At 72.0% G+C, this 24,886-nt stretch carries 24 protein-coding genes; 9 read left to right on the plus strand and 15 right to left on the minus strand.

Annotated elements, in window-relative coordinates:
• Nucleotides 1-52 precede the first annotated feature (52 nt).
• Entirely contained in the window at nucleotides 53-1,375 is a 1,323-nt protein-coding gene (locus tag B0I32_RS29350; RefSeq protein WP_106245256.1) for a YibE/F family protein, read from the plus strand.
• Here the strand turns inward: B0I32_RS29350 and B0I32_RS29355 are convergent.
• On the minus strand, nucleotides 1,369-2,226 hold the full coding sequence (locus B0I32_RS29355; protein ID WP_181307907.1) for an NAD(+)/NADH kinase: 858 nt from the start codon (nucleotides 2,224-2,226) through the stop codon (nucleotides 1,369-1,371). The genes B0I32_RS29350 and B0I32_RS29355 overlap by 7 nt on opposite strands.
• Nucleotides 2,227-2,308: 82 nt before the next feature.
• On the opposite strand from B0I32_RS29355, the gene B0I32_RS29360 reads away from it, so the two are divergent.
• A complete protein-coding gene (locus B0I32_RS29360) occupies nucleotides 2,309-3,172 on the plus strand; it encodes a DUF72 domain-containing protein (RefSeq protein ID WP_106245258.1) in 864 nt (287 codons plus the stop codon).
• Between the two features lie 62 nt (nucleotides 3,173-3,234).
• Here B0I32_RS29360 and B0I32_RS29365 read toward each other — a convergent pair whose 3' ends face one another.
• The 3 genes from B0I32_RS29365 to B0I32_RS29375 form a co-directional block, all read right to left on the minus strand.
• A complete protein-coding gene (locus B0I32_RS29365) occupies nucleotides 3,235-4,557 on the minus strand; it encodes an enolase C-terminal domain-like protein (RefSeq protein WP_106245260.1) in 1,323 nt (440 codons plus the stop codon).
• An 11-nt stretch (nucleotides 4,558-4,568) separates the two neighbouring features.
• The gene (gene kdgD / locus B0I32_RS29370; protein WP_106245262.1) at nucleotides 4,569-5,483 is read right to left on the minus strand and encodes a 5-dehydro-4-deoxyglucarate dehydratase; all 915 of its coding nucleotides are present in this window, start codon (nucleotides 5,481-5,483) and stop codon (nucleotides 4,569-4,571) included.
• Between the two features lie 135 nt (nucleotides 5,484-5,618).
• Nucleotides 5,619-6,533, minus strand: coding sequence for a LysR family transcriptional regulator (locus B0I32_RS29375; protein ID WP_106245264.1), 915 nt, complete (start codon nucleotides 6,531-6,533; stop codon nucleotides 5,619-5,621).
• A gap of 171 nt (nucleotides 6,534-6,704) precedes the next feature.
• Between B0I32_RS29375 and B0I32_RS29380 the strand changes: the two genes are divergently transcribed.
• Genes B0I32_RS29380 through B0I32_RS29400 form a run of 5 tightly spaced genes read left to right on the plus strand, consistent with a single transcriptional unit; the run spans nucleotide 6,705 to nucleotide 11,519 of the window.
• Nucleotides 6,705-7,712 (plus strand): tripartite tricarboxylate transporter substrate binding protein, encoded by a 1,008-nt coding sequence (locus B0I32_RS29380; protein WP_106245265.1) that lies wholly within the window; start codon nucleotides 6,705-6,707, stop codon nucleotides 7,710-7,712.
• A 32-nt stretch (nucleotides 7,713-7,744) separates the two neighbouring features.
• Nucleotides 7,745-8,323, plus strand: a complete 579-nt coding sequence (locus B0I32_RS29385) for a tripartite tricarboxylate transporter TctB family protein (RefSeq protein ID WP_106245267.1) — start codon at nucleotides 7,745-7,747, stop codon at nucleotides 8,321-8,323.
• 9 nt (nucleotides 8,324-8,332) lie between these two features.
• Nucleotides 8,333-9,841: a tripartite tricarboxylate transporter permease gene (locus B0I32_RS29390; RefSeq protein ID WP_106245269.1), complete on the plus strand. Its 1,509-nt coding sequence runs from the start codon at nucleotides 8,333-8,335 to the stop codon at nucleotides 9,839-9,841.
• Nucleotides 9,838-10,248, plus strand: coding sequence for a universal stress protein (locus tag B0I32_RS60115; RefSeq protein WP_106245271.1), 411 nt, complete (start codon nucleotides 9,838-9,840; stop codon nucleotides 10,246-10,248). Before B0I32_RS29390 ends, B0I32_RS60115 begins: the two co-directional genes overlap by 4 nt.
• Nucleotides 10,245-11,519 (plus strand): glucarate dehydratase family protein, encoded by a 1,275-nt coding sequence (locus B0I32_RS29400; RefSeq protein WP_106245273.1) that lies wholly within the window; start codon nucleotides 10,245-10,247, stop codon nucleotides 11,517-11,519. The genes B0I32_RS60115 and B0I32_RS29400 overlap by 4 nt, the downstream gene beginning before the upstream one ends.
• A gap of 94 nt (nucleotides 11,520-11,613) precedes the next feature.
• On the opposite strand, the gene B0I32_RS29405 is transcribed toward B0I32_RS29400, so the two are convergent.
• The 8 genes from B0I32_RS29405 to B0I32_RS29440 form a co-directional block, all read right to left on the minus strand.
• Nucleotides 11,614-12,378: a FadR/GntR family transcriptional regulator gene (locus B0I32_RS29405; RefSeq protein ID WP_245956105.1), complete on the minus strand. Its 765-nt coding sequence runs from the start codon at nucleotides 12,376-12,378 to the stop codon at nucleotides 11,614-11,616.
• Between the two features lie 10 nt (nucleotides 12,379-12,388).
• Entirely contained in the window at nucleotides 12,389-13,588 is a 1,200-nt protein-coding gene (locus B0I32_RS29410) for an L-talarate/galactarate dehydratase (protein WP_425438118.1), read from the minus strand.
• 3 nt (nucleotides 13,589-13,591) lie between these two features.
• Nucleotides 13,592-14,719 (minus strand): L-talarate/galactarate dehydratase, encoded by a 1,128-nt coding sequence (locus tag B0I32_RS29415; protein WP_106245276.1) that lies wholly within the window; start codon nucleotides 14,717-14,719, stop codon nucleotides 13,592-13,594.
• Between the two features lie 72 nt (nucleotides 14,720-14,791).
• Entirely contained in the window at nucleotides 14,792-15,865 is a 1,074-nt protein-coding gene (pstS, locus tag B0I32_RS29420) for a phosphate ABC transporter substrate-binding protein PstS (protein ID WP_181307909.1), read from the minus strand.
• Between the two features lie 120 nt (nucleotides 15,866-15,985).
• A complete protein-coding gene (locus B0I32_RS29425; RefSeq protein WP_106245280.1) occupies nucleotides 15,986-17,170 on the minus strand; it encodes an NsdA family TPR-like regulatory protein in 1,185 nt (394 codons plus the stop codon).
• Nucleotides 17,167-17,751 carry an RNA polymerase sigma factor gene (locus B0I32_RS29430; protein ID WP_106245282.1) on the minus strand — a complete coding sequence of 195 codons (585 nt, stop codon included), beginning with the start codon at nucleotides 17,749-17,751 and terminating at the stop codon, nucleotides 17,167-17,169. The genes B0I32_RS29425 and B0I32_RS29430 overlap by 4 nt, the downstream gene beginning before the upstream one ends.
• Nucleotides 17,738-17,974, minus strand: coding sequence for a hypothetical protein (locus B0I32_RS29435; protein WP_146178352.1), 237 nt, complete (start codon nucleotides 17,972-17,974; stop codon nucleotides 17,738-17,740). The genes B0I32_RS29430 and B0I32_RS29435 overlap by 14 nt, the downstream gene beginning before the upstream one ends.
• 241 nt (nucleotides 17,975-18,215) lie before the next feature.
• Nucleotides 18,216-18,740, minus strand: a complete 525-nt coding sequence (locus B0I32_RS29440; RefSeq protein ID WP_106245285.1) for a DoxX family membrane protein — start codon at nucleotides 18,738-18,740, stop codon at nucleotides 18,216-18,218.
• Nucleotides 18,741-18,938: 198 nt separating this feature from the next.
• On the opposite strand from B0I32_RS29440, the gene B0I32_RS29445 reads away from it, so the two are divergent.
• A complete protein-coding gene (locus tag B0I32_RS29445) occupies nucleotides 18,939-19,199 on the plus strand; it encodes a hypothetical protein (RefSeq protein WP_106245286.1) in 261 nt (86 codons plus the stop codon).
• 18 nt (nucleotides 19,200-19,217) lie between these two features.
• Here the strand turns inward: B0I32_RS29445 and B0I32_RS29450 are convergent, their stop codons facing one another.
• The 3 genes from B0I32_RS29450 to B0I32_RS29460 all read right to left on the minus strand — a co-directional run bounded on the left by B0I32_RS29450 (nucleotide 19,218) and on the right by B0I32_RS29460 (nucleotide 23,481).
• Nucleotides 19,218-20,267: an N-acetylglucosamine kinase gene (locus B0I32_RS29450; RefSeq protein ID WP_106245288.1), complete on the minus strand. Its 1,050-nt coding sequence runs from the start codon at nucleotides 20,265-20,267 to the stop codon at nucleotides 19,218-19,220.
• Nucleotides 20,264-21,172: an N-acetylmuramic acid 6-phosphate etherase gene (locus B0I32_RS29455; protein ID WP_106245429.1), complete on the minus strand. Its 909-nt coding sequence runs from the start codon at nucleotides 21,170-21,172 to the stop codon at nucleotides 20,264-20,266. The genes B0I32_RS29450 and B0I32_RS29455 overlap by 4 nt, the downstream gene beginning before the upstream one ends.
• A gap of 101 nt (nucleotides 21,173-21,273) precedes the next feature.
• Nucleotides 21,274-23,481 carry an alpha-N-acetylglucosaminidase gene (locus tag B0I32_RS29460; protein ID WP_106245290.1) on the minus strand — a complete coding sequence of 736 codons (2,208 nt, stop codon included), beginning with the start codon at nucleotides 23,479-23,481 and terminating at the stop codon, nucleotides 21,274-21,276.
• An 83-nt stretch (nucleotides 23,482-23,564) separates the two neighbouring features.
• Between B0I32_RS29460 and B0I32_RS29465 the strand changes: the two genes are divergently transcribed.
• The gene (locus B0I32_RS29465; protein WP_106245292.1) at nucleotides 23,565-24,821 is read left to right on the plus strand and encodes an ROK family transcriptional regulator; all 1,257 of its coding nucleotides are present in this window, start codon (nucleotides 23,565-23,567) and stop codon (nucleotides 24,819-24,821) included.
• Nucleotides 24,822-24,886 lie beyond the last annotated feature (65 nt).

Genomic DNA, 24,886 nt, shown 5'->3' on the forward strand with positions numbered 1-24,886 from the left:
CCCGGGTGCAGTACTGTCCTTGCGTCGTCAGCCGAGGAGGACCTTTCACGCGATGGGCGCCAATCACGTCCACGGCACCGCCGTACCCGGTTCGCGGCGCACGGTGGTGGCCGGGCTTGCCGTCCTGGTGCCGCTGGCCGTCATCACTCTGACCGCGCTGCTGTGGCTGTGGCCCGACGGCGGCAAGGACACCGTCCCCGCCGAGGCCGGTGTCGAGCGGCTCACCGGCACCGTCGTCGGTGTCACGCTCGGCCGCTGCCCCGCGCCTTCCGAGGGGCTGCCCGCGCCCGACCCCGCCACCTGCGGCCGGGCCGTCGTCAAGGTCTCCGAAGGTCCCGACGCGGGCAAGGACGTCGAGCTGCGGCTGCCCGGCGGGCCGGGGGCACAGCGGTTCACCGTGCACGACGACGTGATCCTGCTGCGCGGGCCGGACGGGGCCTACCAGCTCTCCGACCACGACCGGGCGACGCCGTTGTGGCTGTTCGGGGCCGCGTTCGCGCTGGCGGTGATCGCGTTCGGGCGCTGGCGCGGGGTGACGGCGCTGGTGGGGCTGGCGGTGACGTTCGTGCTGCTGCTGACGTTCGTCATCCCCGGGATCCTGGAGGGACGGCCGCCCATGCTGGTGGCCATCGTGGGGGCGGCGGCGATCATGCTGGCGGTCCTCTACCTGACCCACGGGTTCTCGCTGTCCACGTCCGTGGCGGTGCTGGGCACGCTGGCCAGCCTGGCGCTCACGGGGCTGCTGTCGTACGGGGCCCTGGGGTTCGCCCGGCTCAACGGGATCACCGACGACAGCGCGCTCGCCCTGGACATGAGCCTGTCCCTCGACACGCAGGGGCTGCTGCTGGCCAGCATCATCATCGGCGCGCTCGGCGTGCTCGACGACGTCACGGTCACCCAGGCGGTGACGGTGGCCGAACTCGCCCGCGCCAACCCGTCCTACGGCTTCGCCCGCCTCTACCGGGCGGCCGGCCGCATCGGGCGCGCGCACATCGCCTCGGTGATCAACACGATCATCCTGGCGTACGCGGGTGCGTCGCTGCCGCTGCTGCTGCTGTTCAGCATCGGCCGGCAGCCGCTGGGCGAGGTGATGACGACGCCGGTCATCGCCCAGGAGATCGTCCGCAGCATCGTCGGCACGCTCGGCCTCATCGCGGCCGTCCCCATCACCACGGCCCTGGCCGCCCTGACGGCCTCCCGGCACCGCGACCTGCCCGAGTCCGCGCCCGACGAGCCTCCCAGGGAACGGGCCGGCTCGCATCGGCGGGCGCGGAAGGACGACGACGACGGCTTCTTCGCGCCGCAGAAAGACGACGGCTTCTTCGCGCCGCAGCCGGACGACACCGGCTTCTTCACGCCCCGCCGGCGTCAGTAGGCCTCGGCGCTGCCGTCCACCCGGAGTTTGCGCCGGGCGCGTTCGTAGAAGGTGGTGCCCACCCGGACCACGTTGGCCGCGCCGGGCCAGGCGGTGACCGTCAGGCTGTCGCCGGGGCACAGATGCCCCATCACGGCTCCATCGACCTCCACCGCCAGCCGCCCGCTGCTCGACAGCACCTGCAGCGTCACCTCCTCGTCCGCGGGCAGCACCAGGGCCCGGTTGAAGGAGGAGTGGGCGGCGGCGGCCACGACGAGGATCGCCTCGACCCTGGGCGAGACGATCGGCCCTCCGGCGGAGAAGCTGTAGGCGGTCGAGCCGGTGGAGGTGGCCACGATGACGGCGTCGGCGGCGTAGCGGACGAAGGGGCTCCCCGACGGGGTGACGGACACTCCGGCCAGCCCGTCGCCGGGCGTCCGCACGAGGGCGATGTCGTTGAAGGCCGTCATGCTCGCGCCCGCCACCGTGCAGCGGATGGCCATGCGCGGCTCGATGGAGTATTCGTGCGCGTCGATCGCCGACAGCGTCTCGGACAGCTCGTCCACGTCGATCTCGGCCAGGAAGCCGAGCCGGCCGAGGTTGACGCCCAGGATGGGGGTCGGCCGCCCGGCCAGCAGCCGCATGGTGCGCAGCATCGTGCCGTCGCCGCCGAGCCCCACCATCAGGTCGGCCCGCTCCACCATGCTGGCGGCGTCGACCGGCACGGCGGTGCAGTCGATGCGCCCCACCTCCTCGGGCAGGCCGAGCACGGTGGCGCCCTTGCCGGCGGCCCAGCGCAGGATGGTGTCGATCGCCTGCTTGGAGTCGCGCCGGGGATGCAGCACCAGCCCGACCGTCCCGATCATGCCCATGCGCCCACCTTACGACGGCCGGGGACACCGGTCCGTCAGTGCCCCGGCGTCCCGTCGCCGGATCTCGGCTAACGTCGGATCCATGCGGCTTCACGTGGGATGCGCGATGTGGACGCACGCGCGCTGGCGCGGACGTCTCCTGCCCGGCCACCTCGACCAGGCCAACCGGCTGCGGGGCTACGCGAGCTGGTGCGACGCCGTGGAGGGCAACACCACGTTCTACGCGACCCCGTCACGGGCGACGGTGGAGTCCTGGGCGGCCCAGACCGATCCCGGCTTCCGGTTCGTGATCAAGCTGCCGAAGCCGATCACCCACGAACGCCGCCTCAGGGGCGCCGAGGCGGACGTGGCCGCGTTCCTGGACGTCATGGAGCCGCTGGGCCCGCGCGTGCACGCGTTCTGGATCCAGCTTCCCGGCTCCTTCTCCCCCGCCGACGTGGGCGCCCTGGCCGCGTTCCTGCGCGCGCTGCCCGGCGGGCACCGCTACGCCGTCGAGGTCCGGCACCGCGCCTTCTTCGCGGACGAGCGCTCGGCGCGGCTGCTGGAGCGGGTGCTGGCCACCGTGTCGGCCGAGTGGGTCCCGTTCGACACGACCGTGATGTTCGCCAGCCCGCCCACCAGCGACGCCGAGCGTGACGCCTGGACGAAGAAGCCGCGCGTGCCCCGCCGCAGCCGGGCCCTCACCGGGCATCCGATCGTCCGCTACCTCGGCCGCGACGACGAGGAGCGGACGGTCGAGGGCTGGCGGCCGTGGGTGGACACGGTGACGGAGTGGCTGCGTGAGGGGCGCTCGCCCACCGTGTTCGTGCACACGCCGGACAACGCGGAGGCGCCGCGGCTGGCCCGCCGGTTCCACGACGAGGTGCGCGCCCGCGTCCCCGCGCTGGCCCCGCTGCCCGAGCCGATGCCCCTGGAGAGCCCCGACGAGCCGCTGACCCTCTTCTGAGCCGTCGGCTTCTGCGCGTCAGCTTTTGAGCCGTCAGCTTTTGAGCCGTCAGCTTCTGCGTCTCAGCGCACGAGGCAGGGGCGCTTCGGGTCGAAGACCCAGCCCTCCACCAGGTAGCGCATGGCCACGGCGTCGTCGCGGGCGCCGAGGCCGTGGCGCAGGTAGAGCTCGTGCGCCCGGTCCAGCGCCTCCCGGTCCAGCTCGACGCCGAGCCCCGGCGTGGTCGGCACGTCGATCGCGCCGTCGCTGATCTGGAACGGCTTCGTCGTCAGCGCCTGGCCGTCCTGCCAGATCCAGTGCGTGTCCAGCGCCGTGATCTCGCCCGGAGCGGCGGCCCCGACGTGGGTGAACATCGCGAGTGAGATGTCGAAGTGGTTGTTGGAGTGCGATCCCCACGTCAGCCCGAAGTCGTGGCAGAGCTGGGCCACCCGCACCGACCCGGCCATGGTCCAGAAGTGCGGGTCGGCGAGCGGGATGTCCACGGCGTCCGAGCGCACGGCGTGGGCGAGTTCCCGCCAGTCCGTGGCGATCATGTTGGTCGCCGTCGGCAGCCCGGTGGCCCGCCGGAACTCGGCCATGGTCTCCCGGCCCGAGAAGCGGCCCTCCGCCCCGCACGGGTCTTCGGCGTAGGCGAGGACGCCGCCGAGCCCCCGGCAGAGCCGGACGGCGTCGGCCAGCAGCCAGCCGCCGTTGGGGTCGAGGGTGACGCGGGCGCCGGGGAAGCGGCGGGCCAGGGCGGTGACCGCCTCGATCTCCTCCTCGCCGGCCAGCACGCCGCCCTTGAGCTTGAAGTCGGTGAAGCCGTAGCGCTCCTGGGCGGCCTCGGCCAGCGCGACCACCGCGTCAGGGGTGAGCGCCTCGCGGCGGCGCAGCTCGGACCAGCGGTCGCCGGCGCCGTCGTCCACGAGGTAGGGCAGGTCGGTCCTTCCCGGGTCGCCGACGTAGAACAGGTAGCCCAGCATCGGCACCCGGTCGCGCTGCCGGCCCTCGCCGAGCAGGTCGGCCACGGGCAGGCCGAGGAACTGGCCGTGCAGGTCGAGCAGGCAGGACTCCAGCCCGGTGACGGCGTGGACGGTGGTGCGCAGGTCGAAGGTCTGCTGCCCGCGCCCGCCCGCGTCGCGGCCGGCGAAGCGCTCGGCGACCGAGCGCAGCAGCGTGCGGTAGCGGGCCACCGGCCGGCCGGTCAGCAGCTCGGCCGCCTCCTCGACGGTCGCGCGGATGGCCTCGCCGCCGGGCACCTCGCCCAGCCCGGTGCGGCCGCCCGAGTCGGTGACGATGACGACGTTGCGGGTGAAGAACGGCCCGTGCGCGCCGCTGAGGTTGAGCAGCATGCTGTCGTACCCGGCGACCGGGACGACCTCGACGCTCCGGATGGTGGGTGACATGCGCCCCGCCCCTAGCTGATCTTGTTGATGAGGGCGGTCAGCTCGGCCAGCTCGCCGTCCTTCAGGTTCTGCAGCGGCGGGCGCACCGGCCCCGCCGGGCGGCCGACGGCGGTCAGGCCCGCCTTGATGATCGACACAGCGTACCCCTTCATCCGGTCGCGGATGTCGAGGTAGGGGATGACGAACTCGCGGATGCGCCGGTAGACGGCCTCGCGGTCCTGGGCGCGGACGTCGGCGTAGAAGTCGAGCGCGTACTGCGGGACGAAGTTGAAGATCGCCGAGGAGTACGTGCTCATGCCGAGCTGCAGCAGCGGCAGCGCGAAGGTCTCGGCCGTGGGCAGGCCGCCGATGTAGGCCAGGCGGTCGCCGACGGCGGCGTAGATGCGGGTGAGGTTCTCGATGTCGCCGACGCCGTCCTTGAAGCCCACGAGCGTCTCGTTCCGCTCGGCCAGGGCCGCCACGGAGCGGTCGTTCAGCACGGCGTTGGCCCGGCTGTAGACGACCACGCCCAGACCGGTGGCGGCGCAGACCGCGGAGACGTGCTCGATCAGGCCCTCCTGACCGGCCTCCGTGAGGTAAGGGGGCATCAGCAGCACGCCGTCGGCCCCGGCCGCCTCGGCGGCCCTGGCCTGGGCCACGGCGTTCGCGGTGCCGCCGGTGGCGGGGGCCACGACCGGGAGCCTGCCGTTCACCTCGTCCACCGCCACCCGTACCACCCGGTCGATCTCGGCGGCGGTCAGCGAGAAGCCCTCACCGGTGCCGCCGGCGGCGAACAGGCCGGCCACCGGGTATCCGCTCAGCCAGGACAGGTGGTCGCGGTAACCGGCCTCGTCGAACTCCAGCCCGGCGGTGAAATGCGTGACGGGGAAGGACAGCAGGCCGCTCTTGAGCCGCGTGGCGAGCTCTTGTGGGGAGTAACTGGGCATCGCGGGCGCTCCTCGCTTCACATGCGGCTGTGGGATTCCCCCGCACCGCCGGTAAGGTCTGACGCTCGCCAGGCTAAGGAGGTGGGACAATTCCTGTCCAAGTGCGATTCTGAATCCGGTGATACCCCCAGGGCATCATGCTCCCAGGTCGGGCAGCAGTTCCAGCACGCGGGCGAGCGCGGGGTTGGTCGAGGTGCGGTCCCAGATGACGTGCAGCTCGACGGGCTCGCCGGTGCCGCCGCCGTCGTCGAGGGGGTCGCCGCCGCCGCGGACCAGGTCGCAGAAGGAGACGCCGTCCACGCCGAGCGAGCGCGCGCTGGCCGGGGCCAGGGCGACGCCGCGGCCGGCCGCCACCAGCAGCACGGCGGTGAGGATCTGGTGCACCTGCTGCTCGATGCGCGGGTGGGCGTTGGTGAGGAAGCGGACGGTCAGCTCGTGGAAGTAACGCGACTGGACCGGGTTGTAGCTGACCACCGGCAGGCCGTCGAAGTCGTCGGGCGTGAGCGGTCGCCGCAGCTCGGCCAGCCGGTGCCCGGCCGGCACCACCGCGCACAGCGGCTCGCGGAAGACCACGCGGGAGTCGAGCGTGGCGATGTCGAACGGCGGGCGGGCCAGGCCCAGGTCGAGCTCGCCGCGCAGCAGGCCGTCCACCTGCCCGGCGGTCACCCGTTCGTGCAGGATGACGTCGATCTCGGGCAGCCGCTCCGACAGCCGCCGCAGCAGCGCGCCCAGCATGCTGATCGCCGAGACGGCGGTGAACCCGAGGCGTACGGTGCCCGCGGCGCCGCTGGCGATCCGGCGGGCCCGGTCGCCGGCCGTGTCGACGAGCGAGAGCATGCGTCGCGCGTCGTCCAGGAAGGCGCGGCCGGCGTCGGTGAGGACCACGCGCCGGTTGTCACGCTCCAGCAGGACCACGCCGACCGAGCGCTCCAGCTTCTGGATGTGGCGGCTGAGCGGCGGCTGGGTCATCCGCAGCCGGTCGGCCGCGCGGCCGAAGTGCAGCTCCTCGGCGACCGCCACGAAAGCCCGGATCTGATCCAGTGTTAGCATGATGCGCGTAGAGTATCATTCGATACCAAATTAAGCCTGGACAGGCATCGAGGCACGTCCATAGTCTCCGGGGACTGACGAGCGGAAACCTTGCCGTAACCTTACGCAACCCCCTCACTCCGCTCCATAGCACACCACGGGCGGCTTTCCGCCCGGGCAAAGGAGAAGTCAATGCCGACATCTCGGCCAGCCTCCCGCCGCATCCTCGTGAGCGTCGCCGGCGCTGCCGCCGCGATCGCACTGACGGCGTGCGGCGGCGTCAAGACGACCTCCTCCGGTGGCGGCGACGGCGAATATCCGACCGGCAACATCGAGTTCAGCGTCGGCGCCTCCGCCGGCGGCTCGACCGACCTCATCACCCGGGCGCTGGCCCAGGGCATGGCCAAGGAGCTCGGCGTCTCCGCGCCCGTGCTCAACAAGCCCGGCGCCAACGGCGCGCTCAACGCCAAGGAGCTGCAGTCGGCCAAGGCCGACGGCTACAAGATCGCCGTGCAGAACGCCTCGCTCTTCACGATCACCCCGCTCACGGTGTCGGCCGCCGAGGCCACGAAGATCGACTCGTTCGACGTCATCACCGGCATCTCACGCGACGACTACGTCATGGCGACCAACGCCGAGTCCGGCTACAAGTCCATCGAGGACATGAAGAAGGCCGGCAAGACCATCCGCTACGGCACCACCGGCGTCGGCACCGGCGCGCAGCTCGCCTCGGCGCTGACGTTCAAGACCGCCGGCATCGAGGCCACGGCCGTGCCGTTCGACGGCGGCGCGCCCGCCCTGACCGCCCTGCTGGGCAACCAGGTCGACGTCTCCACCATGCAGATCGGCGAAGCCATCGAGAACGTCAAGGCCGGCAAGCTCGTCCCGCTCGCCGTCTTCTCGCAGGAGCGCATCCCGTACCTGCCGGACGTGAAGACGGCCAAGGAGCAGGGCTTCGACGTCCTGGTGACGCAGTACCGCTTCCTGACCGCGCCCAAGGGCACGCCGGAGAACGTCAAGACCAAGCTGCTCGACGCCGCGAAGAAGGTGTTCGCCACGCCGGAGTACAAGAAGTTCAACGAGGAGAACTCGCTCACCCCGATGGAGGTCGCGCCGCAGGAGGTGCTCACCTCGCTGCAGAACGACTCCACCACGTACAAGGCGCAGCTGGACAAGTTCGGCATCAGCCTGGCCGGCTGACCGCGACCTCCGGCCCCCGCTAAGGAGTGTGCATGTCCCCGCCCGATCCCACCCGGCCCGATCCCACCCGGCCCGAGCCGGACCCGCCCGGTGCGCCGCCGCTGGACGACGCCGACGTGCTGCAGGCCGAGGCCGACCGGCTCCAGGCGGAGCTGGAGGAGGCCAGGCCGCCGCACGCGGGCCCGTACGCGCAGCTCGGCGCGGCCGTGGTGGCCCTGGCCGCGGGCGTGTTCGGGGTCGTCGTGTCGTCCACGCTCGGTCTCGGGCGGCTCACCCAGCCGGGTCCGGGCCTGTGGCCGTTCGCCATCAGCGTCATCATCATCGTGCTGTCGGCGACGCTGGCCTTCACCGGCCGCGGGCTCCAGGACACCGAGCGGTTCTCCCGGTCGAGCCTGCTCACCGTGGTCGGCCTGGTGACGCTGGTCGGGCTCGCCTCTCTGCTGCCGGTGATCGGCTTCGAGATCCCCTCGCTGCTGCTCATGTTCGTCTGGCTGCGCTGGCTGGGCAGGGAGTCGTGGCGCTCGTCCATCGTGATCAGCGTCGGCGCCGTGGCCGCGTTCTACGTGCTCTTCGTGCTGCTGCTGCAGATCCCGCTCCCGCGACTCATCTGAGAAAGTCACATGGACATCTCCCCGATCCTCGACGGCTTCGGCGTCGTCCTCGAACCGGCCAACCTGCTCTACTGCCTGATCGGCGTCATCATCGGCATGCTCATCGGCGTGCTGCCCGGCCTCGGTCCCGGCGCGACGATCGCGATCCTGCTGCCCATCACGTACGGCATCGGCCCCGTGTCGGCGATCATCATGCTCGCGGGCATCTTCTACGGCGCCCAGTACGGCGGGACGATCACCTCCGTGCTGCTCCGCCTGCCCGGTGAGGCGTCCTCGGTGGTGACCGTCTTCGACGGGTTCGCGCTGGCCAAGCAGGGCCGGGCGGGCACCGCGCTGGGCATCGCGGCCATCGGCTCGTTCGTCGGCGGCACGGTCTCGATCCTGGCCCTGACGCTGGTCGCCCCGGTCGTGGCCGGGTTCGCGCTCGACTTCGGCCCGCCCGAGTACGCCGCCCTGGGCATCCTCGGCGTGCTGCTGATCTCCTCGGTCGGCAACGGCAACCGGCTCAAGGCCATCATCGCCGCCTGCGTCGGCCTGCTGCTCGCGACCGTGGGCCGCGACACGTTCACCGGCGCCGAGCGCTTCACCTTCGGCAGCCTCAACCTCGCCGAGGGCATCGACTTCATCCCGATCGCCATGGGCCTGTTCGGCCTCAGCGAGATCCTCTACAACTTGGAGGAACGGCACAACCAGGTCCACTCCCCCGCCAAGGTCGGCAACGTCTGGCCGTCGCGCAAGGACCTCGGGCAGGCCAAGGGCGCGATCGGGCGCGGGTCGCTGATCGGGTTCGTCCTCGGCGTGCTGCCCGGGGGTGGCGCGGTGCTGTCCTCGCTGGCCGCGTACGCGCTGGAGAAGCGGCGCGCCAAGCAGCCCGAGCGCTTCGGCCGCGGCGCGGTCGAGGGCGTGGCCGCGCCCGAGACGGCCAACAACGCCGCCGCCACCTCCTCGTTCATCCCGCTGCTGACGCTGGGCATCCCGGCGAACGCGACCATGGCCCTGATCTTCGGCGCGCTGCTCATCCAGGGCATCCAGCCGGGGCCACAGCTGGTCACCGAGCATCCCGACGTGTTCTGGGGCGTCATCAACTCGATGTACATCGGCAACATCCTGCTGCTGATCATGAGCATTCCGATGGTCGGGGTGTTCGTCCGGATCCTGCGGGTGCGGCCGGCGATCCTGGCCCCGATCACGGTGCTCATCACGCTGCTGGGCGCGTACACGGTGAACAACTCCGCATACGACATCTACCTGGTGATCGTGTTCGGCGTGCTGGGGTATCTGATGAAGAAGTTCGGCTTCGAGCCGGGGCCGCTGGTGCTGGCGTTCGTGCTGGGCTCGATGATCGAGAACTCGTCGCGGCAGTCGCTGCTGATCTTCGGCGGCGATCCGGCGGGTTTCCTGACCCGCCCCATCTCCGGGACGGTGCTCGCGCTGGTCGTGATCGTCGCGGCCTGGCCGCTCATCCGCAAGGCGCTGCGCCGCAAGACCCCCGATCGTGTGGAGGAGAAGATCACATGACCATCCTCGTCGGTTACCTGCCGACACCCGAGGGCGAGGCCGCCGTCGACGCGGGCCTGCGCGAGGGCAGGCTGCGCGGAGAGCGCGTGATCATCGTCAACTCCCCCCGGCGGGGCGCGCCCGTGGACGAGCGCAAGATCTCCGACGCGGCCGGCACGGAGCTGCTGCGGCGGGCCAGGGAGGCCGGCGTGGACGCGGAGCTGCGTCAGCCGCTGCACGACGACGACCTGCCCGGGACGTTCGAAGAACTGATCAGAGAATGCGGCGGCACGCTCATCGTCATCGGGCTGCGGCATCGTTCGCTGGTGGGCAAGTTCATCCTGGGCAGCGAGGCCCAGCGGATCCTCATGGAGGCCAGCGTGCCCGTTCTCAGCGTGAAGGCGCCTGCCGTGCGAGCCGAGCTGTGAGCCCGCGCGAGGCCGGGCGGGTGAGCAGGGTGGTCGTCACGCCGGTCGCCTTCCGTGACCCGCCGCTGCTCAACGTCGTGGGCGTGCACCAGCCGTACGTGCTGCGCGCGATCGTCCAGGTGCACACCGATGCGGGGCTGATGGGCCTGGGTGAGACGTACGCCGACCAGTCCCATCTCGACCGGCTCGGCGCGGTGGCCGCCGCGCTGCCGGGCGCGGACGTGTTCGACCTCAACGCGCTGCGCGCGATCGTGGTGAAGACGCTCGGAGAGGGCACCGGCGGGGCGGGCGCCAGCTTCGGCGGCATGCTGGAGGTCTCCAGCGCCGTGGACACGGTGGTGGCACCGTTCGAGGTGGCGCTGCTCGACCTCCAGGGCCGGGCGCTCGGCCGCCCGGTCAGCGACCTGCTCGGCGGCGCCGTACGCGACCGCGTCCCCTACTCGGGCTACCTGTTCTACAAGTGGGCCGGCCACCCCGGCCACGACGACGACTCGTGGGGCGAGGGCCGCACGCCCGAGCAGCTGGTCGCCCAGGCGCGGCGGATGGTCGACGAGTACGGCTTCACCGCGCTCAAGCTCAAGGGCGGCGTGTACGAGCCGCGCCACGAGTTCGAGACCGTCGAGGCCCTGGCCGCCGCCTTCCCCGGCCACGCCCTGCGGATCGACCCCAACGGCGCCTGGACCGTCGAGACCTCCGTGAAGGCGGCCGAGCGGCTGTCGGGCGTGCTGGAGTACCTGGAGGACCCGACGCCCGGCATTTCCGGCATGTCGGAGGTCTCCCGGCAGACGTCGATCCCCCTGGCCACGAACATGTGCGTCATCGCCTTCGAGCACCTCAAGCCGGCCGTCGCCGCCGACGCGGTGCAGGTCGTGCTGTCGGACCACCACCTCTGGGGCGGGCTGCGCCGCTCGGCGCTGCTGGGCGGCATCTGCGAGACGTTCGGGCTGGGGCTGTCGATGCACTCCAACTCGCACCTGGGCGTGAGCCTGGCCGCCATGACCCATCTCGCGGCGGCGACCCCGAACCTCACGTACGCCTGCGACACCCACTATCCGTGGAAGACGGAGGAGGTCGTCAAGCCGGGGGCGCTGGAGTTCCGGGATGGGAGCGTGGCCGTGCCCACCGGGCCCGGGCTGGGCGTGGAGCTGGACGAGGACGCGCTGGCCGGGTTGCACGAGCAGTACGTGAAGTGCGGGCAGCGGGGGCGGGAGGACACCGCGTACATGCGGTCGATCGTGCCGGGCTTCACCCCGAACACGGCCCGCTGGTGACGTGACCCTCCGGGACGCCTGGAGCGCCGGCCGTGGCTCGCGGCCAGCCCTCCGGGACGCCTGAAGGGCCGGTCGTGGCGTCGCGGCCGGTCTTCTAGGGCGCCTGGAGGCGGGCGCGGGAGTTGGACAGGTGCAGCCGCATCGCCGCCCGCGCCGCCGCGGCGTCCCGGTCGGCGACGGCGCGGTAGATGTTCTCGTGCTCCAGGGTCACCCTGGTGAAGTGGGTGGCGTCGGACACCGTGTAGACGTGCGGGAGCCGCGTACGCGGCAGCATGATCATCATCGGCCCGAGCGAGGCGAGCAGGTCGGAGTAGAACCGGTTCCCCGACGCGAGCGCGATCTTGAGGTGGAAGGCGTAGTCGGCCTCGACGGCGTTGCCCGGCTGCTCGCCGGTGCGCCCGAGGTCGATCAGGGCCCGTTCGATCGCCTTGAGCTGCAGGTCCGTCCGGCGCTCCGCGGCCAGCCCGGCCGCCTCCGACTCGACGCCGATCCGGAAGTCGATCATGTCGAGCACGTCGCGGTGGGTGCGGATGCCGGACGCCTCCACGGAGAAGGCCGTGGAGGCGGGCAGCGCGAGCACGAACGACCCGCGCCCCTGGAAGGTCTCCACCAGACCCGCGGCCTGCAGCCGCGAGACGGCCTCGCGGACCACGGTACGGCTGACGCCGAACTCCTGGATGAGGGAGGACTCGGTGGGCAGCTTCTGGCCGGGCTGGATCTCCCCGGCCAGGATGCGGGCCTTGAGCCGCTCGACGAGCTCGTGCGCCAGCCCGCGCCCGCTGTCACGATCGAGCCTGCGCCCGGTGTCCTGGTCGGGTTTGGGCCCGGTGTCGCGGTCGGGCTGGTGGTCTGGCGGCACGGCTGACAATCTACCCGCCTCCGAGGAGGACGCCGTCGAGCCGCCAGTCCCGCGCGTGCGCGGCCAGGGTGAGGCCGAGGCCGGGCCGGTCGGGCACCAGCATGCGCCCGTCCGCGATCTCGGGCCGCTCCTCGAACAGCGGCGAGAGCCATTCGATGTGCTCGACCCAGGAGTCGCGCGGGTAGGCGGCGGCCAGGTGCACGTGGATCTCCATCACGAAGTGCGGCGCGACCTGGAGGCAGGCGTGGTCGGCGAGGGCGGCGACCTTGAGGTAGGGGGTGATGCCGCCGACGCGGGGCACGTCGGGCTGGAGGAAGTCGGCGGCGCGCAGGTCGATCATGCGGACGAGGCCGGCCACGCTGGAGAGCATCTCACCGGTGGCGATCGGGGTGTCGAGCGCGGCGGCGAGCTGAGCGTGCCCCTCGGCGTCGTAGGCGTCCAGCGGCTCCTCGATCCACACCAGACCCAGCTCCTCCACCGCCCGCCCGAACCGCAACGCACTCGCCCGATCCCACTGCTGGTTGGCGTCCACCATCAACGGCACCCCCTCCCCCAGGTGCTCCCGGACCGCCGCCAACCGCCGCAGATCCTCCCGCATGTCCGGCTGCCCGACCTTGACCTTGATGCCGCCGATGCCGCCGGCGAGCGAGCGCTCAGCCTTCTCCTTGACCTCCTCGATCGGGGCCTGGAGGTAGCCGCCGGAGGTGTTGTAGACCCGTACCGAGTCGCGGTAGGAGCCGAGCAGCTTGGCCAGCGGCAGCCCCGCCCGCTTCGCCTTCAGATCCCACAACGCCACGTCGATCGCGGCCAGCGCCTGCGCCGCCACCCCCGACCGGCCCACCGACGCCCCCGCCCACAACAGCCGCTCGTACACCCGGCCGATGTCCGACGGGTCCTCACCCAGCAGGTTCTCCCCCACCTCTTTGGCGTGCGCGTACTGCGCCGGCGTGCCGGCCCTGGTCGTGTAGGAGAAGCCCAGCCCCTCCAGGCCGTCGGCAGTGGTGATCTCGCAGGTCAGGACGTCGATCTGGGACAGCGGCCGCTGCCGTCCTGTGGCCACCTTGGCGTCGCTCACGGGCCGGTCCAGCGGCACCGCGTACCGGCCGAACCGCACAGAGCCGATGGCCCCCACCGGCCCGCTCGGCTGGTGGCGGGCGCGAGTCCCGCCGCCGACGGTCCCTGACGCGACGCGCGACCGCGTACCGGGCACGCCTTACGCCTTTCCGAACTCGACGCTGTCCACGGTCCACTTGCGGCACTGCTCGCTCAGCGTGAACCCGAGCCCGGGCCGGTCCGGGACGATCATGCGTCCGTCGCGGGTCTCGAGCCGCTCCTCGAACAGCGGGTTGAGCCACTCGAAGTGCTCGACCCAGGGCTCGCGCGGGTAGGCGGCGGCCAGGTGGAGGTGGATCTCCATGGCGAAGTGCGGCGCGAGCTGCAGCCCCGCGTGGTCGGCCAGCGTGGCCAGGCGCAGGAAGGAGGTGATGCCGCCGACGCGGGGGGCGTCGGGCTGGATGACGTCGGCGGCGCGGGCCTCGATGAGGCGTACGTGCTCGGCCACGCTGGAGAGCATCTCACCGGTGGCGATCGGGGTGTCGAGCGCGGCGGCGAGCTGAGCGTGCCCCTCGGCGTCGTAGGCGTCCAGCGGCTCCTCGATCCACACCAGACCCAGCTCCTCCACCGCCCGCCCGAACCGCAACGCACTCGCCCGATCCCACTGCTGATTGGCGTCCACCATCAACGGCACCCCCTCCCCCAGGTGCTCCCGGACCGCCGCCAACCGCCGCAGATCCTCCCGCATGTCCGGCTGCCCCACCTTGATCTTGATGCCGCCGATGCCGTCCGCCAGGGACTGGGAGGCCCGCGCCTGCACCTCCTCGATCGGCGCGTGCAGGAAGCCACCCGAGGTGTTGTACGTCCTGACGGAGTCGCGATAGGAGCCGAGCAGCTTGGCCAGCGGCAACCCGGCCCGCTTCGCCTTGAGGTCCCACAACGCGATGTCGATCGCGGCCAGCGCCTGCGTGGCGACCCCCGACCGGCCCACGGAGGCCCCCGCCCACAACAGCCGCTCGTACACCCGGCCGATGTCCGACGGGTCCTCACCCAGCAGGTTCTCCCCCACCTCCTTGGCGTGCGCGTACTGCGCCGGGCCGCCGGCCCGCTTGCTGTAGCTGAAGCCGGTGCCGCCGTGGCCGTCCTCGGTCGTGATCTCGGCGAAGAGGAAGGCGATCTCGGTCATCGGCTTCTGCCGGCCGGTCAGGACCTTGGCGTCGCTGACGGGGACGTCGAGCGGGAGGGTGACGGAGGAGAGCGCGACGTGGCGGATGCGGTCGGAAGCCATGGTGGTCCTCGGGCGTGGGGCGGCAGGATTCGTACGTCATCGTACAAATCCATAAGTCATCTGACAACATGCTCAGCTGCTGAGGCCGAGCCGGGTGCGCACGGAGGCCAGGATGTCGTGCGGGAGCGGGGCGTAGCCGTACAGGGCGAGGTAGGACTGGCCGGCGTCGCCCGCGGTGTAGCTCAGGAAGGTGCGCACCAGCGGGTCGGGCTCGCCCTCGCAGGCGATCTCGTAGGTGATCATGACGATGGGGTACGCGCCCGGAATCCTGGTCCGGTAGTCGAACCGCACGATCGGGCCGTGCTCCCCGTCCACGACCCTGGCGCCCTCCATCGCCCGGGTGGCGCTCTCGGGCGACAGCTCGACGAAACGCCCGGAGGCGTTGCGGATCTTGGCGATGCGCAGGCGGGCGTTGCTGGCGTAGCCGTACTCGACGTACCCGATGGAACCCTCCGAATACTGGATGACCTGGACGATCCCGTCAGACCCCCCGATCGCCGGCCCCGCGCCCCGCCACACCATCGACGGCTCGTGCGGCCACCGGCCCATCGCCCGCAGGAACGCGGTGAAGTTGTGCGTCGTCCCCGACTCACCGGCCCGGTGGACGGGCCGCACCCGCGCGTCCGGCAGCCGCACGCCGGGGTTGTCGGCGGCGATCTCCTTGGCGTCCCATCGGGTGATCCGCCCGCTGAAGATGCCGGTCAGCGTGCCCGGCGACAACCTCAGATCCGGTACGGACGGCAGGTTGTACGCCACCGCAACCGGACCGATCACCATGGGCAGATGCAGCGCCCTGCCCCCGCAACGCCGGTCGGCCCGCCCCTGCTCCTCCGACGACATGACGACGTCGGACCCGGCGAACGCGGTGGCGCCAGCGATGAAATCCCGGATCCCGGCCCCGGACCCGTTGGCGCGGTAGTCCACCCGGAAGTCGGGATGCATCCGACGGAACTCGGCCCGCCAGGCGTCCATCGCCCCCTTCTGCGCGGTCGACCCGGACCCGGTGATCGACCGCACGATCCTGCTGCCGTCACGTGTCTTCTCCCCGCTGGTGAAGAACCCGATCCCGCACAGAGTGACGACGCCCGCGGTCACGACCAGGGCGACGAGCAGCCCCGGCCACGCGACCCGCTTCAGGTTTGCCACCCCGCCCAGCTTAGGAAGCCACCGTTCCCCCACACCCCGATCAACCGTCAAGCCGGCCGCATAAGTACGTCATTTACCTCTTTGCGCACCGGCTCACGGACAACCGGGACACGGGTCCCCTCATCCGGGCGCGGGTCGCGTGCCTCCTTCGGCGGCCAGTCGTGCGACCGCGGACTCGAGCTGGCGGACGCGCCGCTGGACGATGTTCCGGCGATACTCCGGCGGCAGCTCCCGCGTGGCCCGGGTGGCCTGCCGGAGGGTCTCCTCCGGTTCGCCTCCCGCCACCCGGCAGAAGGCCCGGTCGAGCTGGATCAGCGTACGGTCGAGTTGCTCATGTCGGTCGTACAGCTTCAGCGCCTTGGTCAGATAGGCATAACCATCGCGGAAGCAGCCCAGCTCGACCAGGGCCTCGCCCAGGTGGAACAGCAGTTGCCTGCGCGTGTAGCCGAAGACCGGGTCGCTGCCCTTCACCGTCGCCAGCACCGATTCCCCTCTGCTCCGCGCCTCTTCCGCGGCGGCCCGTACGTCGTCCCGGGCCGGGAAGCCGGTGCCGCGTCCCTGCTGTGCCAGCCGCGCCACGGCCCGCAACTCGGCGACGGGCGCCATGGCGCTCACCGCGCACACCTCCTTGTCTGCGAGGTCGCCGGCCGCCCGCGCCAGCTTCAAGCTGTCGAGCGGGTCACCGTAGTAGTGCGGCAGCATGGACTGACGGACCATGACCCAGGCTCGCAGCGCGGGATCCTCCGTCTCCTCCGCGGCCCGGCGAGCCGTGTCGAAGTATGAGCCGGCCGAGTCCCACAGGCCCAGATTGATCAGCAGCATGCCGATGAGGCCGGCCAATCTCGCCGCGATCCGATGCAGGCGACGATGACAGTCGATCGGATGCCGCTGCTCACACAGCCGGCTGACCTCTCCGAAGTCCACCAGGACGTCGGTGAGCAGTTCGAGTGGCGCCGTCGCGGTGACGTACTGCTCACCGTGGCGGACCGTACGCGCCTCCCACTCGTCGAGGACGGTCTCCGGCAGCACCGCACCGGCCAGCGTCGCGTCCATCCGCCGGCGGGCCAGCGCCAGACGGCGATAGAGGCAGATGTCCCGCTCGGGGTCCTGAGTGCCGCCTTCCGGGTCGAGCCATGGCCCGAACGCGGGCAGCGAGTCCTGACCGGCCATGATGGCCAGCAGCGTGACCGTGGGGTCGGTGACCTGGTGGACGTGGCCCAGCAGGTTCTCCGCGGTGCGAGCCAGCACGCTGTCCAGCTCCTCCTCGGACAGCTCGTCGTGGCGGGCCTCATCGTCGGTGCTCACTGTGGTGCGCCTCCCTCCTTCGCGCGTGCCGGATAGAGTCGCGCTCTCAGCGCTTTTCGTGCCTTCTTCTGTAGGTCGCGTACCTGCTGGGCGCTCAGGCCGAGATGATCGGCTATCTCGACAGCGGTGAAGCCGTCCACGCGCAGGGCCATCGCGATCATGCTGTTGGCGTCCAGCTCGCGGAGCGCCGCCAGCACGTCCAGGGACTCATCGGTCAGAACAGCGTGGTCAGGCACTGATCGCTCCGGCGGCTCCCGTTCCCCCATGGTCACCAGGAACAGGCGGCGGCGCGGGCCGGGCGGACGCAGATACTTGTGGTGCGCCACTATGCGCAGGTAGAGCGAAGGGCTGCGGACCGTGTCCCGAACCCAACCCCAGCGTGCCCATACCTCCAGGAAGGCCTCCTGCGTGGCGTCCTCCGCCTCCGCCTGCGGAGCACCACAGCACAGCAGGAATCTCACGACCAGGTGGTATTCGCGATCGTAGAGGTCGAGGAAGTCCCCGCGCGCCGCGATGCCGTCTTCCGCCGGATCGGGGAGATGTTCCATCGGAAGGGGCAGGTGTTGATCATCGGTCGCCATCGTCGGAGGCCTTCGCGTGGGAGACAGGACCGAACTCGATCAGAATGCCGTGCTTGCCCAGATCAAGGATGCGACTGCCTTCAGGGAGCCGGCGTACGAGGTCACGCCGCGCCACCTCCCTGCTCTTCTCGCGGCTGACGACGCTGCGCAGCCACGCGCCGACGACCGTGACACCGGCGACCAGAACGGCCGACACAGCGGCGGCTATTTGGACGGGATCCATGGTGTACCTCCCTTACGGGGGTTCGGAGGGGGTGGATACCGAAGTCCCGCTCTACGTCTATAAGTGGCCGTTCGTGGCGTTGATCGGGAGGAGTCATAGGCGATGGGTTTCGCAGCACCGAAGACGGCGACGGTGATGACCGCACCGCACCCGCCGCGTTACGACGCCGGTCAACGCCGAAGCACCGGACAAGGCGAACGCCCACCTCCGGAAACCGGGGGTGGGCGTGGGGTCATCCGCACTACTTCAGCCAGCCGTTTCGCTGGACGATGGGGAGGTTGCCGAGGCCGAGGGTGGTGCCGGCGCCGGTGAGGGCGAGGCCGACGAGGACGATGGCGTAGACGATGTGGTCGTCCATGAACGGGTTGGTGGTCAGGGGCAGTTCGGCGGCCCACATGAGCAGCAGCATCGCGGTGCCGGCGCCGGCCGCGATGCGGGTGCCGATGCCCAGGATGAGTGCCAGGCCGACGCCGGCCAGACCGGCCATGAACAGCCAGTCCACCCACGCCTGTCCGGCCAGGGCCGAGAAGAGGCCGCCGAGCGCGTTCTCGCCGGTGCCCTTGAGGAAGCCGGTGGTCGGGCTGCCGCCGTTGATCCAGGCCTTGGCCGCCGGGGTGGCGAAGCCCCAGCCGAAGGTCTTGTCCAGGAACGCCCACAGGAAGATCCAGCCGAGCGAGATCCGGGCGAGCGCCCAGACGTAGCCGGCGGCGGGGCGGGGCGTCGCGGTGGTGGCGTTCACGACGGGGCTGTTGATGGTGGCGGCCATGACGGCCCCCTTTCCAAGGGGTGATCTACCGTTTCGCTGTCACCCCAAGCACACCCCGCGCGCGGCCCGCGCGGCAGTGCCGTACAGCCCGCGCGGGCCGGGACCTTGGTCACTTCCGTCCGGGCCGTTCTTCGGCGGCTGGTGTTGCGGACGGCCGTGTTTTGCCTGCTCTTGGTGCCTGTCCTGCCACCGTGGAGTATGCGAACATCGAGGGAAGATCGGTGGCTCAGCGCCCTTCGCAACCACGCCGCCCAGCTCGCGTTCACGGACTGGACGCCCCAGAGCGGCGACTGGGCCCACCTGTACACGGGCTTCGTCGACGACGGCACGCCGTACACGGAGGTGTCGGTCTATCGGGCGGGTGACGGCGGCGGCCATGTCCGCATCCACTATCAGCGCTACATCGGCGACGAGCTGACGTCGTTCTGGACTCGACTGGTGGATGAGATCGCCGAGTGATGAGCGGGGTAGCGCTGATCAGTGGGTGCGCGGCGAGGGCGTGCCGCTGCGATCCGCGCTGCGGTCGGCGGTGAAGACGTAGAGGTACGGGTGGCGCGAACGCAGTTCGCCCCGGGCGGCGGCCCTGGCCAGGGCGAGTGCCCCGTCCACCGAGGTGCCCAGCGGCGGTGTGGGGCGAGCCTCGGGCAGCAGGGCTCGTACGGTGGCCAGGAACGGCTCCATCAGCAGATCACCGGCGTCGAAGAGGCGTCCGCCCCAGGAGATGACCGGCTCGATCCCGGTCGCGGCGGCGACGGCGGCCTGGGCGAGCTGCCGTCCGGCCTCGTCCCAGATGGCCCGCGCGACCGCGTCACCCTCGTGGGCGGCGTCGGCCACGGACGGGGCGAAGGAGGCCAGGTGGTGGGCCGGCGAGGCCGACTCGTAGACGAGCGCCACCAGGTCCAGGGGGTGGCCGAAGCGGGCGGTCAGGCGGTCCAGCAGGGCGGGCGACCCGCCGCCGCGGCCGTCGTGAGCGCGCAGGGCGGCCTGGAGCCCGTTCATGCCGATCCACGCGCCGCTGCCGTGGTCGCCGAGCAGGTGTCCCCAGCCGTCGGACTGGTTCCAGACGCCGGCCAGGTCGGTGCCCAGCGTGATGACGCCGGTCCCGGCGGCGACGACGACTCCCGGCCGGAACCCGAGCGCGCCGACGTGCGTGGTCACCGTGTCGCCCGCGACCGCGAGCGCGCCCAGCTCGAAGCGCTCGCGCAGAGCGTGCCACAGCGGCTCGGGCTCCCTGACCAGGCCGGGCATTCCGGTCACCCCGATGGCCATCCCGGCCAACCGCTCCGGCCCCCGGGTCATGTCCGCCCGGCCGCCGGTCATCCGGCCGGCGTCCCTCTGCTCGCCGGCGCGGGTGGCGTTCTCGATGACCGTGGTGATTTCGGCGGCCAGTCGTTCGAGGTCCACCCGGCCTCCGGTGCGGGGCGCCGGTGAGGTGTTCTCGCCGTACGCGGGCCCGTCGTCGGTCTCGATGCGGGCTCTGATGCCGCCGCCGCCGACGTCCACGCCCGCGAGGCCGAGGCCGCTCATCCGGCGTGCCCGCCCAGGGCGGCGACGGCCACGCGGACGCCGGGGTGGGCGGCGAGCGCGGCCCGGGCCTGGTCGGGCGGGCAGCCTGTGAGCAGCCGGACGAGCGCCTCCGGGATGCGGCCGCCGGCTTCGGCCAGGGCGGCCTGGCAGACCTCGGCGTCCTCTCCCGTCGCCTCGACGAGCAGGTTCACGGCTCGGGTCTCCAGCTTGGCGTTGGTGGCGACGAGCCCGACCATGAGGTTCGAGTACGTACGTCCCGCTCTGATCATGAGTGCCGTCGAGAACGCGTTGAGCAGGACCTTGGTGGCCGTGCCCGCCTTCAGCCTGGTGGAGCCGGTGAGCGCCTCCGCGCCGGTGTCCGCGAGGACGAGAAGGTCGGCCGACTCGCGCAGCGGCGCGCCGGGGGCGCAGGTGATCAGCACGGTGAGCGCGCCCGCCGCGCGGGCCGCCCGCAGCGCCCCGGCCACGTACGGGGTGGTGCCCGACGCGGTGATCCCCACGGCCACGCTGTTCTGGCCGAGCCCGGCGCCGGCGGCGTCGGCGGCCCCGAGCTCCGCGGCGTCCTCCCGATCGACGGACGGGTCGGTGAGCGCTCCGGGCCCGCCGGCGAAGTGGGCCGTGAACAGGTCACGGGCCACCCCGAACGTCGGCGTGATCTCGGTGGCGTCGAGCACCGCCAGCCGTCCCGACGCGCCGGCGCCGAAGTAGTGCACGTCGCCGCCGCGGGTCAGCCGGAGATGCGTCTCCTCCACCGCCCGGGCGAGCGGCCCGGTGGCGGCGCGGGCGGCCTCGACGGCCCTGGTGTCCTCGTCGAGCAGCAGCCGGAGGACGGCTTCTGGCTCCAGGGTGTCGATCCCGGTGGTGCGCGGGTTGCGGCGTTCGGTGGGTGGGGCCGGCTCGGGCATCAGGCTCCTCATCGGTCGTGGTGCGGAGGCATCGGGCTCCTCATCGGTCGAGGTCCGGAGGGAACATGGTGCTCATCGGTCATGGCCCGCGGGCATCGTGCTCATCGGTCGTGGTCTGCGGGCCGGGCGAGCGGGCTGGTCTGGCCCGCGTACGCGGTGAAGAGGCGGCGTGATTCCGTGGCCAGGTCGCCCAGGTCGCGCGGCGCCGGTGGCGGGCCCTCCCGGAGGAAGAGCTCGGCGCGTTCGCGCAGCCGTTCCCGCAGCTCGGCCTCCGGAGCGTCACGCCCGGAGAGAGCCCGGCCGGGGTCGCGATGGAGGGCCTGGTCGAGGCCGGTCGCCCACAACGCCCAGCGGTCGCGGTAGTAGCCGCCGACGAGCCCGCTCCAGTGCCGCCCGGCGTAGTCGTCGAGCAGCGGGTTGTCCGACGTGCCCCACACCGTGATCATGCGGCGGGCGTTGTCGGCCAGGAGCTCGCGCTCCGCGGCGTCGGCGGCGTGCGCCAGCGCCTTGGACTCCCAGTGCTGGAAGGTGTACTCGGGACGGCAGGCCAGCATCCGGTCCAGGTCGTCGAAGACCCGCAGGAACCGGTCGAGCTCGGGCCCGGCGGCCGCGCCCAGCTCGATCGACCGTTCGACGGCGTCGAGGTGGCAGCGGTCGGCGACCCTGGCCATATAGGCCACACCCACCTCGGCGAGGTCGTGCCCGAGCGGACCGGCCAGCAGGTCGCGGTCGTGCTCGGCCACCTCGATCAGCCGTTCCCAGGCCCGCGCCAGCGCCTCCGGGCGGTACCAGAGCACGCGGGCGGCGTCGGCACGCAGCTCGGCCGGCCCGTCCGGGATCCACGCGTAGGAGGGGGCGGCGGTGATGACGCCCTTGAACTGGTCGGGGGCGATCCGCACGCCCCGCGCGTCGTAGACGGTCCCGAGCAGCCCGTGCCAGGCCGCCCGCAGCTCCTCCGCCCACCGTCCCCCGGTGCCGTACCGCTGGGCGGCGAAGGCGTCGAGCCAGGCGTCGAGATCGGGCACCTCGGTCCAGATCTGGTCGGCGACGAGCTCGAAGAAGACGGGATTGTTGCGGGTGGCCTCCATGGACAGGCCGATCCCCACCGGCGGGCTCGGCGCCGCCAGGGCCCCGTCCACCCCGGTCGGCAGGCTCCGCAGGTCGGCCCCCGGATCGGTGCGCCCGCCGAAGTTGAGCAGCGCGCACCAGAGCCAGGGCTTGCCGGAGAACTCGCGGAAGCGGCCCCACAGCGGGTCGTACTCCGCCCACAGGTCGGCCACGAGCATCCGCTCGTCCGGGATCGCGTCGAGGAAGGCGTTGACGCGCTCCTCGGTCCAGAAGTCCCGCTGGTAGGAGAACGGCCAGGCCTGCATGAGCCAGACCGCGTCCGGGTCGGCGGCCTGGAGGCCGGCCAGCGTCGCCGCCGCGACCGCGCCGGGGAAGGCGGGGTCGGCGTCGATGGGGATCATCTCGATGAACGGGTCGGCGGCGTACAGGTGGTCGGTGCCGAAGAGCTCGATCTGGGCGCGGGTGATCTCGGCGCCGATCCGCTCGTACAGGGGGTCGGCCGGGTCGAGGACCCAGGTCTCGAACCCCTGCCAGGTGCGGCGGCCGGCCCGTGCCGTGGCCGCGAGCTCGGGCGGGACGTGCCCGGTGAAGGCCGGGAGCACGGGGGTCATGCCGAAGGCGCGCTCGCGGTCGAGGACGCGCGCCCCGAGCTCGCGGTGGCCGTCCAGCCAGGACGCGGGCAGCGGGCCGGCGAAGCCGTCCAGGCAGCCCATGAACTGGAACGGCAGGTAGCCAGGACCGCCCAGGAAGGCGCGGATGCGCTCGTCGTCGAGGCCGAGCGCGGAGTAGGCGGCGTGCAGCACGGCCTCGTGCCCGGTGACGGCGAGCGGCATGGTGATGCCGTGCAGGGCCATCCAGTCGATCTCGCGTTCCCAGTCGGCCCAGTCCCAGTACGGCATCGTGTAGCTGAAGGTGCAGAAGTTGAAGTAGTAGCCCTCCCCGACCCGCGCCGTGCCCTCCCTCGGCGGGGCGTCGGGCAGGGCCGTCAGGCCGAGGGGCAGCACCGTGTCCCAGCCGACGGAGACGCCGCAGCGCTCGCGGAGGTAGTGGTGCAGCGCCACCGAGGCGCTCACCCCGTCCGTGGCGGCGATGGTCAGCACGCCCGCGGCGGCCTCGTAGGCGTACGCGCGCTCGCCGCCGTCGCGGGCGGCGAACCGGACCGGCTCGGCCGCGGGCCCGATCACGCGGCGGGCCAGGCCGCGGACGGTGTCCGCCCACGCCGGGCCGTCACCTGACGACATCTGTGGCTCACACCCCTCGACTAATTAGTTCCGTACGGTCCATAATTATTACCCTACGGCACCCGGACGCGAGGAGACAGAGCATGGAACAGGTCGTGGCCGCAGGCACGCAGTTCATGCGTGAGGTCAACTCCGTCGCCGTCGTGCGCCGGCTGCGGACCGAGGACAGGATGAGCGTCTCCGCGCTGGCCAAGGCGGTGGGGCTCTCCCGCCAGGCGGTCACCCGCTCGCTCAACGCGCTCGCCGCCGAGGGCCTGGTCGAGTTCGGCCCCGTCGATCGCGACTCCACCCGGGCGGGGCGGCCGGCGCAGCTCGTGCGGTTCAGGGCCGAGGCCGGTCACGTGCTCGGCGTGTCGATCAGCCCGCAGGACGTGCGCGTGGCGGTGGCGGATCTGTCCGGCGCGGTCACGGCCACCGACGCGGTGCAGCTCGCCGCCGGCCTCGGCGGTGCGGAGGTCGTGGAGACGCTCCTGTCCACGGTGGACGGCACCCTGCGCACGGCCGGAGTCGCAGCGGGCATCACAGCCGGCGGCCTCTGGTTCGCCTCGGTCGGCACCCCCGGCATCGTCGACCCGGCGGCCGGCCTCATCAAACTCATCCCGAGCATGCCCGGCCTGGCCGGCGACCTCCTCGTCCGCCGGCTGACGCAGGCGCTCGGCTGCCCCGTCTACCTGGACAACGACGTCAAGCTGGCCACGCAGGGCGAGCGGCGGCGCGACGCGGACCGGCGCGAGGACTCCCTGGTGATGATCCACTGGGGCGAACGGGTCGGCGCCGGCATCGTGCTGAACGGCGAGCTCTACCGCGGCGCGTCCAACGACTCCGGCGACGTCGGGTTCCTCGACCTGCTCGGCGCCGACTCGCCCGGCACGGCCCGGTCCCCGCAGGGTCTGGGGCCGTTCGAGGATCGGGTCGGCGGCGCGGAGATCGTCCGCCAGGCCGCCGCGGCGGCGGGACGCGCCGGCGACGAGGCGCTGCTGTCCCGGATCGAGGCCATGGGCGAGCACGCCCTCGAAGCCGTGCTCGACGCCGTCGTCACGGGCAGCCCGGCGGCGCTGGAGGCGATCGACGTGGTGGCCCGCCGCTTCGCCAAGGGCATCGCCGCGATCAGGGCGATCCTCGACCCGCGGCTCGTGGTCATCGGCGGGCCCCTGGCCAGGTGCGGCGAGCCGCTGCTCGCGGCGCTGCGGCGGCATCTGGCGGGCGAGCCGCTGGACCAGCCGGCGCTGGAGGTCTCGGCGCTGCGGCAGGACGCCGTCGTCCACGGGGCGCTGCTCCACTCGCTGGCCGAGATCGAACGGACCAGGTTCGGCCTGGTGAGACCGGGCTCGGCCTGGTGAGGAACGGCCGTCATGAGCACCGTCACGCGAACGACGCGCCCCCGTCATGAGCACCGTCGCGCGCA

Source organism: Nonomuraea fuscirosea (assembly GCF_003001935.1).
Lineage (GTDB): Bacteria > Actinomycetota > Actinomycetes > Streptosporangiales > Streptosporangiaceae > Nonomuraea > Nonomuraea fuscirosea.

What these genes read in the sequence shown, in the direction of transcription:
- B0I32_RS29350 (WP_106245256.1), top strand. Translation starts at nt 53, where the DNA reads ATGGGCGCCAATCACGTCCACGGCACCGCCGTACCCGGTTCGCGGCGC.
- B0I32_RS29355 (WP_181307907.1), bottom strand. Translation starts at nt 2,226, where the DNA reads ATGGGCATGATCGGGACGGTCGGGCTGGTGCTGCATCCCCGGCGCGAC.
- B0I32_RS29360 (WP_106245258.1), top strand. Translation starts at nt 2,309, where the DNA reads ATGCGGCTTCACGTGGGATGCGCGATGTGGACGCACGCGCGCTGGCGC.
- B0I32_RS29365 (WP_106245260.1), bottom strand. Translation starts at nt 4,557, where the DNA reads ATGTCACCCACCATCCGGAGCGTCGAGGTCGTCCCGGTCGCCGGGTAC.
- kdgD (WP_106245262.1), bottom strand. Translation starts at nt 5,483, where the DNA reads ATGCCCAGTTACTCCCCACAAGAGCTCGCCACGCGGCTCAAGAGCGGC.
- B0I32_RS29375 (WP_106245264.1), bottom strand. Translation starts at nt 6,533, where the DNA reads ATGCTAACACTGGATCAGATCCGGGCTTTCGTGGCGGTCGCCGAGGAG.
- B0I32_RS29380 (WP_106245265.1), top strand. Translation starts at nt 6,705, where the DNA reads ATGCCGACATCTCGGCCAGCCTCCCGCCGCATCCTCGTGAGCGTCGCC.
- B0I32_RS29385 (WP_106245267.1), top strand. Translation starts at nt 7,745, where the DNA reads ATGTCCCCGCCCGATCCCACCCGGCCCGATCCCACCCGGCCCGAGCCG.
- B0I32_RS29390 (WP_106245269.1), top strand. Translation starts at nt 8,333, where the DNA reads ATGGACATCTCCCCGATCCTCGACGGCTTCGGCGTCGTCCTCGAACCG.
- B0I32_RS60115 (WP_106245271.1), top strand. Translation starts at nt 9,838, where the DNA reads ATGACCATCCTCGTCGGTTACCTGCCGACACCCGAGGGCGAGGCCGCC.
- B0I32_RS29415 (WP_106245276.1), bottom strand. Translation starts at nt 14,719, where the DNA reads ATGGCTTCCGACCGCATCCGCCACGTCGCGCTCTCCTCCGTCACCCTC.
- B0I32_RS29430 (WP_106245282.1), bottom strand. Translation starts at nt 17,751, where the DNA reads ATGGCGACCGATGATCAACACCTGCCCCTTCCGATGGAACATCTCCCC.
- B0I32_RS29435 (WP_146178352.1), bottom strand. Translation starts at nt 17,974, where the DNA reads ATGGATCCCGTCCAAATAGCCGCCGCTGTGTCGGCCGTTCTGGTCGCC.
- B0I32_RS29440 (WP_106245285.1), bottom strand. Translation starts at nt 18,740, where the DNA reads ATGGCCGCCACCATCAACAGCCCCGTCGTGAACGCCACCACCGCGACG.
- B0I32_RS29445 (WP_106245286.1), top strand. Translation starts at nt 18,939, where the DNA reads ATGCGAACATCGAGGGAAGATCGGTGGCTCAGCGCCCTTCGCAACCAC.
- B0I32_RS29450 (WP_106245288.1), bottom strand. Translation starts at nt 20,267, where the DNA reads ATGAGCGGCCTCGGCCTCGCGGGCGTGGACGTCGGCGGCGGCGGCATC.
- B0I32_RS29455 (WP_106245429.1), bottom strand. Translation starts at nt 21,172, where the DNA reads ATGCCCGAGCCGGCCCCACCCACCGAACGCCGCAACCCGCGCACCACC.
- B0I32_RS29460 (WP_106245290.1), bottom strand. Translation starts at nt 23,481, where the DNA reads ATGTCGTCAGGTGACGGCCCGGCGTGGGCGGACACCGTCCGCGGCCTG.
- B0I32_RS29465 (WP_106245292.1), top strand. Translation starts at nt 23,565, where the DNA reads ATGGAACAGGTCGTGGCCGCAGGCACGCAGTTCATGCGTGAGGTCAAC.